The sequence below is a fragment of the Faecalibacter rhinopitheci genome, assembly GCF_015234135.1.
GTDB lineage: Bacteria > Bacteroidota > Bacteroidia > Flavobacteriales > Weeksellaceae > Empedobacter > Empedobacter rhinopitheci.
In genome coordinates this window covers 388,047-403,313 of sequence record NZ_JADGIK010000002.1, presented here as the reverse complement: position 1 = coordinate 403,313, position 15,267 = coordinate 388,047, and the positions used below count along the sequence as shown (strand labels likewise).

Below are 15,267 nucleotides of genomic sequence, written 5' to 3'. Positions count from 1 at the left end.
TTTATAGACTTCAACAAGAATGAATTGAGATACAAATTAAATTATTATGTCTACAGAAAATCAAGTAGAGGAGCAAGTAATTGAAACTGCTCAAATCGACGCATTAGCTAACGCTAACGTTGCACCAGAATCATTTGACTGGGATTCTTTCGAATCAGGATTAGATGAAGCTGATCGTAAAGAAAAAGCTGAATTAGAGCAAATGTACGATACAACTTTAGAAGACTTAAATGAAAATGAAGTTTTCAAAGGACAAGTTGTTCGTATTACAGATAAAGAAGCTATCGTTGACATCAACTTTAAATCAGAAGGGGTAATTTCATTAAATGAATTCCGTTACAACTCTGACTTAAAAGTAGGTGATATCGTAGAAGTAATGGTTGACCAACGTGAAGACAAAAACGGTCAATTAATCTTATCTCATAAAAAAGCTCGTACTTTAAATGCATGGGATGCTGTTAATAAAGCACACGATTCTCAAGATATCGTTAATGGTTACATCAAAGCTCGTACGAAAGGAGGTATGATCGTTGACGTATTCGGAATTGAAGCTTTCTTACCAGGTTCTCAAATCGATGTTAAACCAATCCGTGATTACGAACAATTCGTAGGAAAAACTATGGAGTTCAAAGTTGTTAAAATCAACCCAGAATTCAAAAACGTAGTAGTTTCTCACAAAGCGTTAATCGAGGCTGATATCGAAGTTCAAAAGAAAGAAATCGTTGCTCAATTAGAGAAAGGACAAGTATTAGAAGGTGAAGTTAAAAACATCACATCTTACGGTGTATTCGTAGACTTAGGAGGTGTTGACGGTTTAATCCACATTACTGACTTATCTTGGTCTCGTATCAACCACCCATCTGAAATCTTAGAAGATGGACAAAAAATCAACGTTGTAATCTTAGATTTCGACGAAGATAAATCTCGTATCCAATTAGGTATTAAACAATTAGAAGCTCACCCATGGGATGCTTTAAATGCTGAGATCAAAGTTGGAGATAAAGTTAAAGGAAAAGTAGTTGTTTTAGCTGACTACGGTGCATTCGTTGAGGTTGCTCCAGGTGTAGAAGGTTTAATCCACGTTTCTGAAATGTCATGGTCAACTCACTTACGTTCTGCTCAAGATTTCGTAAAAGTTGGTGATGAGGTTGAAGCAGTAGTTTTAACTTTAGACAGAGAAGAAAGAAAAATGTCTTTAGGTATTAAACAATTAACTCCAGATCCTTGGACTGATATTACAGTTAAATACCCAGTAGGTTCATCTCACAAAGGTAAAGTTCGTAACTTCACTAACTTCGGTGTATTCGTAGAATTAGAAGAAGGTGTTGACGGATTAATCTACATTTCTGACTTATCTTGGACTAAGAAAATCAAACACCCATCAGAATTCTGTGCGGTTGATGATGTATTAGACGTTGTAGTTTTAGAATTAGATGTTGAAGCTCGTCGTTTATCTTTAGGTCACAAACAATTAACTGAAAATCCTTGGGATAAATACGAAACTAAATACGCTGTAGGTACTACTCATACAGGTGTTGCTGTTGACGTATTTGACAAAGGAGCTACTGTTCAATTTGAAGATCAAGAAGTTGAGGCTTTCGCTCCAGCTCGTACTTTAGATAAAGAAGATGGTTCTCGTGTTAAGAAAGGGGAAGAAATTTCTTTCAAAGTAATCGAATTTAACAAAGAATTCCGTCGCGTAGTTGTTTCTCATACTGCAACTTTCCGTGAGGAAGAAGTTAAAGCTGAGAAATCTTCTAACAACAATAACAACAACAATAACTCTTCTAATAACACAATCGAAACTTCTACTTTAGGAGATATCGATTCATTAGCAGAATTAAAAAAGAAAATGGAAGAAGGAGGAAACTAATTCTCTAACTGAAATTTTTAATATAAAGAAGGCTATCCAATTTGGGTAGCCTTTTTTTTATGATTAAAAGTTATCAACAATTTTAATTTAGGATAATCGAATAGAATAAGTGTCTATACAAATTATCAATATTAATAGTTATTAATTTTTATTTTAAATTTAATTTTTTATATACATTTAATAAATGCTTAACATATAGTTCTTTTCCTATGGTTATAATGAATAAATTTTAAACATATTTATTTAATATCTTTGGCCGATTTGAAATTTATGGTGAAAAGATTTTTAGTGATTGGATTTATTTCCTTAACTGCTACAATATATGCGCAGGATTCTATTGTACAACAAAACGACAGCATTCCCGTACAAGTAAAAAATGTCGTTCTTGAAACAGAAAATAGACCAACCTTTAAACATTCTTTAGGTGATTTAACGTTAAAACTGAATGAGGAAGGAGATCGATTTATGAAGTTTGGATTGAATACGCAAATTTGGTTAAGAAATACAGAAAATAATCCCGGAACTTTAGTTAATAATTTACCTCAAGAAAATACTTATGATGCTGGGTTGCGTACTCTACGTGTAACGTTGCAGGCACAGTTATCACCAGCATATCAAATCTATTTGCAGGTTGGTGTAAATAATCAATCATTTATAAGTGGAGGAGCTGCAGGAAATGGTGCTGGTAAAAAGCCCGCAATATTTTTTATGGATGCTTATAACGAATTAGCAATTATTCCTCAAAAAGATTTTAAAACACATCAAGAAAATAAATTTAATCTTTATCTAGGGGCAGGTTTGCATGGGTTTAATGGAATTTCAAGATTAAGTAATGCATCTACTTCTAAGATGTTATTGGGTGATTTACCAATATTCAATTATCCTAATATTGAAGTTTCAGATCAGTTTGCACGTCAGATTGGAGTTTTTGTACGTGGAGAATATAATAAGTTTAACTATCGTTTTGCTGTAAATAAACCTTTTGCTGTAAATAATCAGCCTAATATAGGAGAAACTGTAGATAATAATCAGCCAGGGAAATTAAGTTATTCAGGATATGTGATGTACAATTTTCTAAATAAAGAAACAGGTTCTACAGCTTTTTTACCAGGTTTTTATTTAGGTACAAAAAAAGTAATGAATTTTGGGCTTGGATTTTACTCATCTAATGATGCTACACTATCACAGCCAGTAGAGGGAATATACAAAAGAAATAATGAATCGGTTTTAAGTGCAGATTTTTTTACGGATTTGCCCATCGGAAGACCATCGCAAGAAATGGCACTTACATTTTACACAGCCTTTTATAGATATAACTTCGGTAAAAATTATTTAAGGAATATTTCTATCATGAATCCTGGTGATACAGATTATAATTATACAGGGAATAAAGCATTAGAAGGACCGGGTAATGCTAGGAATTTATTAGGTACAGGAAATTTATGGTATACACAGCTTGGTTTTGTATTGCCTAAATTTAGTGAAACTATAAAATTGCAGCCTTTTGCATCATATACCATGAAAGACTTAGAAGGGTTAAATGAGATAGGTAGCTATTTTGATATTGGTGCTAACTTATTTGTATTTTCTCAATCTGCTAAGATTAGTTATCAATATTCTTCAAGACCTTTATATGATCAAGTAGATAAGAAGATATTCGATCGGAAAGGAGAACATATTTTAGTATTTCAATTATCTTTTTAAGATATAAAACCACCTCAATTACATGAGGTGGTTTTATTTTTTTATAAAATATTATCTTTATGAAGATTTAACACTCAAAATGAAACTACTACTTATAGAAGATCATCAAGAATTAGCAGATAATCTTGTTAACTTTTTGTCTCAAGAAAATCATACATGTGATTGGGTTAATACAATTGCGAAAGCAAAAGAGCAATTACAATCAGCTTATTATGATTGTGTACTTTTAGATATTACATTGCCAGATAGTACGGGGCTAACTTTATTGTATTTTATTAAAAATCTATATCCTGATTTAAAAGTTTTAATCATTTCAGCTCAAAATTCTTTAGATTATAAAATTTTAGGATTAGACAGTGGCGCCGATGATTATATAACAAAGCCATTTTCATTGCCAGAGCTTCATTCTAGAATAAAAGCTGTAACTCGTAGGAATTCTAATGAGAAAGCTCATCAAATCCTAAGTTTTAATGAAATTGAAGTTGATTTAGAATCAATGGAATGTAAAGTGAAAAATACTCCAATCACTTTAACAAAGAAAGAGCTTAATCTTTTAGTTTTTTTTATAAATAATAAAAATCGTGTTTTGTCACGGCAGGCCATTGCTACCCATCTTTGGGGAGATTATACCTATAATTTGGATAATGTTGATTTTATTTACCAGCATTTAAAAAATCTGCGCCGTAAAATTGCAGAGGTTGGAGGTACAGATTATGTACAAACGGTGTATGGATTGGGATATAAATGGGCAGAGTAACATGACTTTAAGTGGAAAAATAACTCAATATTTTACGCTGATTGTTTTTACATCTCTTTGTTTTGGATTTTTTATATTTTATTTTGCAATAGAGCGTGCTACAATGCAATCTGCTATTGGAAAGCTTGAAAATTTGAATCATGTAATAGAACAAAAGTTAGCTTGTACTTCAATCGAGGAAATTCAGCAACAACATCCCCATGTAAAAGTAATTCGTCTTACTGAAAAGGATATGGATTTAGTTGATGAAGTAATAAGAGAAGGTAACTATGAGTGGAATGAGATGTTACAAACCATGGTAAATCATGTTACGGTGACGACTTATCCATTTATAGGAGATCAACATTATTCAATACAAAGTCAGATTAGCTTAACTATTATAGATGATGATTATTTTGTAGGAATAGCAATGACAATTGCATGGATATTAGTATTTATTATTATTACGATTATCTTTTTTGGAGAATTAATAACTAGAAAATTATATACTCCTTTTTTTCATTTATTGGATAAAATGAACTCTTTTGACGTACGAGAGAAGAAAAGTTTAGAGTTGATAGAAACTCCCATAAAAGAATTCTCTCAGCTGAATGAACTTTTTTATAAAACTTCAGAGCAATCCATTCAGCACTATCAAGCTTTAAGAGAATTTACTGAAAATCTTTCTCATGAATTACAAACTCCTATAGCTAATATTAAGGGGAAATTAGAGTTGATGCTGAATAGTGACCTCTCAGAACAACAAATGATAGCGTTGAGTAGTATGTATGATGAATTAGATAAAGTGTCGTCCATTAACCAATCCTTAGTGTTGTTGATGAGTTTAGATCATCATCAAGTGAGTAATGAAAGTATTAATATTTCGGATTTATTAAATGAGATTATATCAAATTATGAAGATATAATTTCTATGAATGGATTAGAACTTAATTTAGATATTATGCCTGATATTTTTATTAATTTAAATCCTTTATTAGCACATGTTGTTTTATCCAATTTAGTAAGTAATGCATGCAGACATAATGTTAAAAATGGATATATATCAATAACTCTTAATAGTTGTTTTTTAAACATAAGTAATTCGGGAAATGAGCAAGAGTTTTCGAATGATACTATTTTTCAACGATTCAATAAAGGAAAATACAATCCTAATTCAATTGGTATTGGATTAGCCCTTGTCAAAAAAATTCTCACAGTATACAATCTAGATATATCGTATAATTTTCATCAAAAAAGCCATTCATTTTTAATAAATTTCAATAAATTGCATGTTTAAATATTTGATATATAGCTATTTATAAAACTTCAAAGAAACTTCATAAATACTTCAAAATTTCTTCAGAATTAACTTGTTATTTAGTGGTGTAAAAAATACACAACATTAAGGTGTAAAAAATACACTGAAAAATAATAATGAAAATTAAGTTGAATAATGAGAATAATATTTGCTCTAATTGCCCTGAATTTTACTCTAAATATTTATGCTCAAGATTCTTTGAATGTTGAATTTAATAAACCTATAATTAAAGAAAATCAACAAGATATTAAGTTTAAAAATTCATTAGGAGAATTAAAAGTAAATCTTGATTCATCAGGTGAAAAAAATATCAAGTTTGGACTATCAACTCAGTTTTGGTTGAGATATCTAGAAAATAATCCAGGAACAGCTGTTAATGGAATGCTACAAGAAAATACCTACGATGCAGGTTTACGTCGTATGCGTGTTACGATGCAGGCGCAATTGTCTAATGCTTATTCTATTTATATTCAATTTGGCATTAATAATCAATCTTTTATTAGTGGTGGAGGATCTGGTACAGGTGCAAATGGGCAAGGTAAAAAGCCGCAAATGTTTTTTATGGATGCGTATAATGAATTAGCAATTATTCCTCGTGTAAATTCTACCACTAAAAAAGAGAATAAAAACCATTTATACGTTGGAGCAGGATTGCATAGTTGGTCAGGAATTTCTAGATTAACTAATGCCAGTACAACAAAAATGTTGACTGCTGATTTACCTGTTTTTAATTTTCCGAATATTGAAGTTTCAGATCAGTTTTCTCGTCAGTTTGGTGTTTTTTTTCATGGAGATTATAATAAATTTAATTACCGAGTAGCTATTAATAAGCCATTTGCAACTAATAAACAGCCTTTAATCGGAGAAATTGTAGATAATAACCAAACAGGTAAATTATCTTTTTCAGGGTATGGTATGTATCAGTTTTTAGAAAAGGAAAATACTTTGTTATCCTTTTTGCCGGGAACATATATTGGATCTAAAAAAGTCTTTAATATAGGAGCAGGTATTTATACTACATCAGATGCTACGTTAGCACAAACCGAAGACGGATTGTACAAATCTTATGATAATACATTGATCGGAGTAGATGCATTTTTGGATATGCCGATAGGACCAAAATCTAAAGAGATGGCTCTTTCTATATACTCAGTATTTTATAATTATAATTTTGGGCCAAATTATCTTCGTACTAATGGAATTATGAATCAAGGAACCAAGGATAGTTCTTATAACGGTCCAATTGCAGTAGAAGGTTTCGGAAATGCAAAATATCTTTTAGGAACAGGAAATATGTGGTATACACAAGCTGGATTTGTTTTACCTAATTTCAGTCAAAAAGTTAAACTTCAGCCATTTGCTGCATATACATTAAAAGATCTAGAAGGATTAAATGAAATTGCACATTTTTATGAATTTGGTGCTAATCTTTTTGTCCTCTCTCAAAACGCAAAAGTTGCTTATCAATATTCTTCTCGTCCATTATTTGATGCTGAAACTAAAGAAGTTTTTACGAGAAAAGGAGAGCATATTTTGACTTTACAAATCGCCTTATAATTAATATCATAAATCTATAATATTATGTCAGATACAATAACTACAATTAAAGCTGAACAGCAGGATAAAAAAATAACTGCTAGACAAAAAAATATAAAATTAGACTCGGAATTAACGGTTAAAGATCGTGTGCAAGCCATTATTGGAGGTTCTATTGGTAATCTTGTAGAGTGGTACGATTGGTATGCATATGCAGCATTTGCAATTTATTTTTCCTCAGCTTTTTTCCCAACAGGTGATACAACTGCACAATTGTTAAATACAGCTGGTATTTTTGCAGTAGGTTTCTTAATGAGGCCAGTAGGAGGATGGCTATTTGGGACAATTGCAGACAAAGTTGGACGTAAAAAAGCAATGACTTTATCTGTATTATTAATGTCATTTGGATCTTTATTAATTGCATTGACCCCAACATATCAAACGATTGGAGTCTTAGCTCCGGCATTATTACTGATTGCACGACTATTACAAGGGTTGAGTGTAGGTGGAGAGTATGGAGTTTCGGCAACCTATTTATCAGAAATGGCAACACCAGATCGTAGAGGATTCTATTCATCATTTCAATATGTTACATTAATTGGAGGACAATTAATCGCTTTGGGAATTTTATTAATTCTGCAAAATTTTGTACTTACAGATGCTGAATTATCTGCATGGGGATGGAGAATACCATTTGTTATTGGAGCAATATTATCTGTAATTGCTTTATATCTAAGAAAGAACTTACATGAAACTGAAGCTTTTGAGAATAATAATGATAGTAAATCAGATAAAAAAGAATCAAATGGATCGATAAAATTACTTTTACAACATCCAAAAGCTATTTTAACAGTAGTCGGATTAACAATGGGAGGTACATTAGCATTTAATACCTATACTACCTACATGCAAAAGTTCTTGGTAAATACAGTAAATCTTACGAAAGAAGAATCAACATTTATATCATTTCTCTCTCTAATGATTTTTGCTGCATTACAACCATTATTTGGGTTGTTATCAGACAGAATTGGTCGTAGACCTTTGTTATTAGGATTTGGTGTTTTAGGAACTATTTTTACTATTCCCCTACTTACAGGATTAGCAAATGTTACAACTATGTGGGGAGCATTTTTGTACCTAATGATAGCATTAATTATTGTTTCTGGGTATACATCAATCAATGCGGTTGTAAAGGCAGAATTGTTTCCTGCTGAGATTAGAGCTTTAGGTGTTGGATTACCATATGCGCTAACTGTATGTATATTTGGTGGATCTGCGGAATATTTAGCATTATTATTTAAACAAAATAATGTAGAGCATTATTTCTACTATTACATCACAGGATGTATAGCATTTTCTTTAATTGTTTATTTCTTTATGAAAGATACAAAAGAACACTCAATGCTAAATAAAGATTAAGGACTTATTATTTTAAATTGAATATTATTTAATTGTTTTTATTATTGAAAGTGAAGCTGGGTTTATTTAAATCCAGTTTTTTTTTGAACAAAATGAAAAGTATAGAAATTTAAACTTTTCATTTTTAATAAAGCTATAAATTCACCGAGTTATTTATATATAAATGCTTTAACACAAAATGTGTACTTTTGTAAAAGTTATGAATAAGATTGAAATAAATTTAGATAATATAGATTTAAAAATAATGCGTTTAATGCAAGCAAATGCGCGTATTAATAATGCAGATATTGCGAGAGAATTAGGGATGGCGCCATCTGGAATTCTAGAAAGAGTAAAAAAGCTAGAGCAGAAGCAAGTTATTTTATCCTATCATGCAAAGATAAATCCAGTTTCGATTGGGCAAAAATTGTTATCATTTATATTTATTAAAACAACTGATATTATTGGAGATGAAACAGTTGGTAATCTGTTAGCGGAAATCCCAGAAGTTTTAGAGGTACATGATATCGCTGGCGATGATGGCTATTTAATAAAAGTTAGAACTGCAGATTCTGAAGGGCTAGTAGAGCTTATGCGTACTTCATTAAGTAAAATTAATGGGATAACATCTACTCGTACTACAATTGTATTACAAACGATAAAAGAGGTTCCTACAATTGTAATTCCGGAATTATAATATAAAAAAAAATCCAGCTTATAATATAAGCTGGATTTTTTTTATTAGACTGTATATTTTATAATTTAGTGTACGAAACAATGTCTAAACCATACTGTGTAGTATGTGGCTCATCAACAATTTGTCTTGTAATAACATCCATTTTTTGGATACCTAAATCTTTGATGATTTGAGAACCAATTCCATGGTTTCTTTCATCTTCAGGTAATATACCTGACTGAATTTTACCTTCAGAATAAGCTTTAAAAGTCTGTAATTTAGATTGAACTAAATCAGCATTTTGAATATTATTAATAAATATAATAACACCCTTTCCAGCTTCATCAATAATTTTCGCAGTTTTTTCTAATAATGGAGTTTCTCCATTCTGTAAAGCTGAAAATAAATCATAATAATTATTTGATGATTTTACTCTAACGGGTACTACATCGTCTTTAGTCCATTCACCTTTAGTTAAAGCAAAGTGAATTTGGTCATCAGTTGTTTGTTGATAAGCAATTAATTTAAAATCACCAAAACTTGTTTTTGTTTCAAATTCTTCAATACGCTTAATTAATGATTCATTTTGTAATCTGTAAGCAATCAAATCTTCTATAGAAACTATTTTTAAATCAAATTTCTTAGCAATCTCTAAAAGTTGAGGTAAGCGTGCCATCTCACCATCTTCTTTCAAAATTTCAACAATACAACCTGCAGGGTAATGTCCTGCCATACGCGCTAAATCTACAGCAGCTTCTGTATGCCCCATACGAACTAAAACCCCACCATCTTTAGAGATTAAAGGGAAAATATGTCCAGGTCTACCTAATTCATCAGGATCAATATTTTCATCAATTAAGGCTTGAATTGTTTTTGATCTATCTGAAGCAGAAATTCCTGTTGTACATCCATGTCCTTGTAAGTCTACAGATACCGTAAAGTTAGTTTCATAGATAGCTGTATTATGTCCTACCATTAAATCTAGCCCCAATTTCTTACAACGTTCTTGTGTAAGTGGTGCACATACTAAACCTCTACCATGCGTTACCATGAAGTTTATTACTTCTGGCGTCGCTGATTGTGCAGTACATAAAAAGTCACCTTCATTTTCTCGGTCTTCATCATCAACAACGATGATTACTTTTCCTTGTTTTAAATCTTCTAATGCTTCTTCAATTGTATTCAATTGAGATGATCTTGTGCTCATTTTTTTTACTTTATTGGTATCGGGAATGCTCTTCCGTGGTTTGTTTCTTTTTCTTGAATTTGCCAAAGAAATTCTTAATAGGATCTAAATATTTAGATACATCAAAAATTGAAGAATCCTTGTTGGCTTTAATACATAAGATAATGGCAATAGGAATTGCAATCATATTTGCAATCCATGCAGCTATAAATGGAGATATTTTTCCATTTTTTGCAGTGTTTTCTGCAGAGAAATTGATTACAAAGTAAATCACGAAAATTACAATCGAGATAATTACTGGCATTCCAATTCCACCTTTTTTAACGATAGATCCCAAAGGAGCTCCAATTAAAAAGAAAACTAAACATGTTACCGCATATGATAAGTTTCTGTAATAATGTAGATTAACTTTAGAAAAATATTTGTCATTATTCTTAAAAAATTCAACTAAATATCCAGCATTTTCCTTATCTCTATCTACCATTTGTATGGCTTGATTAATAATACGGTCTTGATCTTGTTGATTAAATTCTTCAAATTCTACGATAGGACTAAGGTTTGTAGAGTCTATTTTAGAAAATTCTTTTGCGAAGAAAAAATTATTATCGAATGCCTTTTGCTGTTCATTCTTATAAGTCTCTCGATAACTTGTTGTAATCGTATCAATCATCAGGCTTAAATCACTACCATTTAAAAATTTGTAATGATCTCCGGCTTGATTTTGATCGTTGTTTTTTTCTAATAATTCAGATATATCAAAATAATAATTCAATGTATCAAACTTAGTAGTTTGATTTTCTTGTTTTTGACGTTGAAGAACATTTTTACCTTGAATATTATCGGTATAAGCTATTCCATTAAATAACTCAAGTTTTAGGTATCTATTATCATCTTTGTCTGCTTTCAATATACCATCTTTAGCAAGAATAGTCATAGTATTTTCTCCAAAACCAGCATTTTGATGTACGAATATATCTTTAAGAAATTCACTATTTTCTCCACTTACTTGATTGATTTTAAGTTGAAAATTAGGAATAGTTTCAATAAAGACACCTTCTTTTATTTGCATTGTAGGTTTCGTCTGTATAATCGTGAAAAGTAAATTTTTTGCCTTTCTTTGAGATAAAGGCATTACACGATCTCCAAAAAAATACAAACCGACAGATAAACAAAATACTAAAGTGAATACTGGTGCAATAATGCGTATTAGAGATATACCAGATGCTTTCATGGCAGCTAATTCATAGCGTTCACCAAATCCACCAAACGTCATAATAGACCCTAACAATACGGTTAAGGGTAAAACTAATTGTATAACGTTAATACCTAGGTATAATAGCAACTCTGCAATAGTATACCACTCAAGACCTTTACCAATAAATTTTTCCATTTCTTGCCATGCAAATTGCACGATGAAAATGAAAAATAATATACTAAAGATGAAAAAAAATGGACCTAAAAAGGTTTTAAGTATATAACGGTCAAGCTTTTTTAACATTGATTATAATTGAGTAATAATATAGCCTTTAGACTTATATTTCTTTTGGTCAAAGTTAAAGTAATCTTTGTGAATAATTAAATTTTCTAAGTATTCTTTTACTATAATCGATGTTTTTGAGCCATCTTTAGAAAATTCTTGGTACGAATAAATTTGATTATTTTTTGTGTTTACTCCTAGAACAGAATATTTCATAGAAGAATTCTGTGTTGTAGGTGTTAGTTTTATTAATTGTATAGATTGCCCGTTGATAGTTTGCTTTTTATCTAACGCATATTGGTAACCGGTTTTGTAAGAATTTAAAACTTTTGTAGGTGTCAAAAAATCTTCTGTATTTGTAGCGTTAGAAATAACCACTTCTTTATCATCTTTTGCTACAGTTATTAATTTTTTCCCATCAAATATTTGATTTACATCATTTACATTTAAATTAAATTTTTGTTTTGCAGCAAAAACTTCTCCTGATTGAGATTGTGTTTTTCCATTAGCTAAATGCTCAAAATCAAATTTAATATAATATGTTTGGGCGTTTTGGTATTTCTGTTGTACTTTATCTAACCATTGTTTTGCGGTTTGCGCGTTTACTATTCCAATTCCTACGAATAGTAACATAAAACTAAAAATATATTTTTTCATACAATTTGACAATTTTGTTAATTTAAATTATTCAACAACTGTTCCAAATTAACCTCATCTGAAACTAATACTTGTCGTGCCTTACTTCCTTCAAACGGGCCTACAATTCCTGCAGCCTCTAATTGGTCGATTAATCGTCCCGCTCTATTATATCCTAATTTTAGTTTTCGTTGTAAAAGAGAAGCTGAACCTTGTTGTGCAATAACAATAAGACGAGCGGCATCATTAAATAAAACGTCGCGGTCTGATAAATCCACGCTTACACTAGATCCTTCATTTTCTCCCACATATTCAGGTAAATGCATAGCATCTGGATAACCTCTTTGTTCACCAATAAATTCGGTAATATCATCTACTTCTGGTGTATCTACGAAAGCACATTGTAAACGGATGAGTTCATTTCCTGTAGTAAATAACATATCACCTTTACCGATTAGTTGATCTGCACCAGCCGAATCCAAAATTGTTCTAGAATCAATTTTAGAAGTTACACGGAAAGCAACACGTCCAGGGAAATTGGCTTTTATGGTACCTGTAATTACATTAACCGAAGGACGCTGAGTAGCAATAATTAAATGAATTCCCACCGCACGAGCTAATTGCGCTAAACGAGCAATTGGTAATTCTACTTCTTTTCCCGCAGTCATTATTAAATCTGCAAATTCATCTACAATTAATACAATGTAAGGTAGAAATCGATGTCCATTGTCCGGATTTAACTTTCTAGCTTTAAATTTTGTATTATATTCTTTAATGTTTCTTACAAATGCATTCTTTAATAATTCATAACGATCATCCATCTCAATACATAATGAATTTAATGTATTGATAACTTTTGCATTATCAGTAATAATTGCATCTTCAGAATCCGGAAGTTTAGCAAGAAAATGTCTTTCTATTTTTGAATATAAAGTAAGTTCAACCTTTTTAGGATCGACCATAACAAATTTTAATTCAGAAGGATGTTTCTTGTAAATTAAAGATGTAATAATCGCATTTAACCCAACAGATTTACCTTGTCCAGTTGCACCCGCCATAAGTAGGTGAGGCATTTTAGCTAGATCAGCAATAAATGTTTCGTTTGTAATAGTTTTTCCAAAAGCAATCGGCAATTCCATATCCGTAGACTGAAATTTTTGAGAAGCAATAACAGAGTGCATCGATACCATCGCAGGATTACTATTAGGAACTTCAATACCGATGGTTCCTTTTCCTGGAATTGGTGCAATAATACGAATACCTAATGCTGCTAAACTTAATGCAATATCATCTTCTAAGTTTTTGATTTTAGAAATACGCACTCCAGCTTGTGGTACAATTTCATATAATGTAACAGTTGGGCCAATTGTCGCTTTAATGGATTCTATTCCAATACCATAATTATTTAATGTCTCAAGAATACGATTTTTATTAGCTTCTAACTCTTTCTGATCTATCATCGTCGTGTTAGAGGCATCATATTTCTTTAATAAATTTATTTTAGGAAATTGATAATTTGGTAAATCTTTTCTCGGATCATATTCACCTTGTTCAGATACAATTCTTGCAGCAGCTTGTTCTACTGTTTCTTCTACTTGAACGGTTTCTATTTTTAATTCTAGTCCAGTTTCTTCGATTTTAATATCTTCTATCAGATCTAAATTTTCTTCCGTAACTGGTTCAACATATAATTCTTCTTCTACAGGTAATTGAACTTTAAAGTCGTTTGCATCTTCTATAACATCCTCTTCAACAACATCTATAATATTTAATGAAATAGAATGATCATCGTCATCTTTGTCAATTGAATTTATACCAAAAGCATTTTCAGCACTTTGTGGTTGTATTTCTGCAACTTCTATAGTTTCTGTATTTATTTTTTCATTAAGTTGCTTTTCCTGATTTAATTTAATCGCTTCTGAATTAAAATTTTCAAGTATCTCTTCTTCTTCTTTTACTCTTTGCTGAATTTTTAATTCTTGTTGTTTATTAAATTCTGTTAAACGTTCTTGCTCGCGTTTTTCAAGTAATAGACGTTCTTCTTCTAATCTTATTCGTTCTTCTTCTTCTTTCTCAAGACGTAATTTTTCGCGTCTTTTTTCTTGCCAAGCTACAAAACGATCGTACGTTAAATCATAACGAAACATTAAATAGATAACTAATGAAATAAGCAAAATAAATCCTACACCAATTTTTCCTACGAAACTATTCATAAAGTCATTGATCTCAAATCCCATTATTCCAGAAAATTCTGGATGATCTGGATAAGAAAAACCAATAAAAATAGGTAACCATATTAAGAAGAAAATGCATTTAGAAAGAAATCCAAAAGGTTTAATCGCTTTACTTCCAGTTATTTTTTTTGCTCCAAATAAGACTAAAAATATAGGTAATATAAATGCTGCAATTCCTATTCCATTATGTATGAATACATCACCAGCTAACGCTCCTAATTTTCCGAAAGAATTTTCTGCAACTACATCTTTATCCATTAAAGAAGTAATTTGACTTTGATCTTGGAATCCATTAAAATAATAGGAGAAAAATGAAATAAAAAGTAAGAATCCAATTCCTATTATAATTATATTTATTCCCGTTAAGTATAATTTGGTTTTATTTGTTTTAGGTTCTTGTTGTGTATTTTTTATAGCCATTCTTAGTTTAATCATTGAGATTGCAAAAATATAAAACTTTAAGGTAGTACATATTGTAATAATCTTTAAATTT

General features: G+C 30.7%; 11 protein-coding genes. 7 read left to right on the top strand and 4 right to left on the bottom strand.

Annotated features, from left to right (window positions below):
• Positions 1-46 precede the first annotated feature (46 nt).
• From rpsA to IM532_RS04640, 7 genes are all read left to right on the top strand, one after another.
• On the top strand, positions 47-1,873 hold the full coding sequence (gene rpsA / locus IM532_RS04670; RefSeq protein WP_194182268.1) for a 30S ribosomal protein S1: 1,827 nt from the start codon (positions 47-49) through the stop codon (positions 1,871-1,873).
• Positions 1,874-2,143: 270 nt separating this feature from the next.
• Positions 2,144-3,577 (top strand): porin, encoded by a 1,434-nt coding sequence (locus IM532_RS04665; protein ID WP_194182267.1) that lies wholly within the window; start codon positions 2,144-2,146, stop codon positions 3,575-3,577.
• A 79-nt stretch (positions 3,578-3,656) separates the two neighbouring features.
• Positions 3,657-4,334, top strand: coding sequence for a response regulator transcription factor (locus IM532_RS04660; RefSeq protein ID WP_194182266.1), 678 nt, complete (start codon positions 3,657-3,659; stop codon positions 4,332-4,334).
• Positions 4,306-5,610, top strand: a complete 1,305-nt coding sequence (locus IM532_RS04655; RefSeq protein WP_194182265.1) for a sensor histidine kinase — start codon at positions 4,306-4,308, stop codon at positions 5,608-5,610. Before IM532_RS04660 ends, IM532_RS04655 begins: the two co-directional genes overlap by 29 nt.
• A gap of 156 nt (positions 5,611-5,766) precedes the next feature.
• Positions 5,767-7,188 (top strand): porin, encoded by a 1,422-nt coding sequence (locus IM532_RS04650; RefSeq protein ID WP_194182264.1) that lies wholly within the window; start codon positions 5,767-5,769, stop codon positions 7,186-7,188.
• A 24-nt stretch (positions 7,189-7,212) separates the two neighbouring features.
• Positions 7,213-8,586, top strand: a complete 1,374-nt coding sequence (locus tag IM532_RS04645) for an MFS transporter (RefSeq protein ID WP_194182263.1) — start codon at positions 7,213-7,215, stop codon at positions 8,584-8,586.
• Positions 8,587-8,794: 208 nt separating this feature from the next.
• On the top strand, positions 8,795-9,262 hold the full coding sequence (locus IM532_RS04640) for an Lrp/AsnC family transcriptional regulator (protein WP_317172983.1): 468 nt from the start codon (positions 8,795-8,797) through the stop codon (positions 9,260-9,262).
• 58 nt (positions 9,263-9,320) lie between these two features.
• Here IM532_RS04640 and ribB read toward each other — a convergent pair whose 3' ends face one another.
• From ribB to IM532_RS04620, 4 genes are read right to left on the bottom strand one after another with little or no spacing between them, the layout of a single operon-like run.
• Complete coding sequence (ribB, locus tag IM532_RS04635; protein ID WP_194182261.1) at positions 9,321-10,448, bottom strand: 3,4-dihydroxy-2-butanone-4-phosphate synthase; 1,128 nt, start codon at positions 10,446-10,448, stop codon at positions 9,321-9,323.
• 10 nt (positions 10,449-10,458) lie between these two features.
• Positions 10,459-11,925, bottom strand: coding sequence for an LptF/LptG family permease (locus IM532_RS04630; protein ID WP_194182260.1), 1,467 nt, complete (start codon positions 11,923-11,925; stop codon positions 10,459-10,461).
• 3 nt (positions 11,926-11,928) lie between these two features.
• Positions 11,929-12,561, bottom strand: a complete 633-nt coding sequence (locus tag IM532_RS04625) for a LolA family protein (RefSeq protein WP_194182259.1) — start codon at positions 12,559-12,561, stop codon at positions 11,929-11,931.
• A 17-nt stretch (positions 12,562-12,578) separates the two neighbouring features.
• Complete coding sequence (locus tag IM532_RS04620; RefSeq protein ID WP_228063654.1) at positions 12,579-15,209, bottom strand: FtsK/SpoIIIE family DNA translocase; 2,631 nt, start codon at positions 15,207-15,209, stop codon at positions 12,579-12,581.
• Positions 15,210-15,267: the final 58 nt, after the last annotated feature.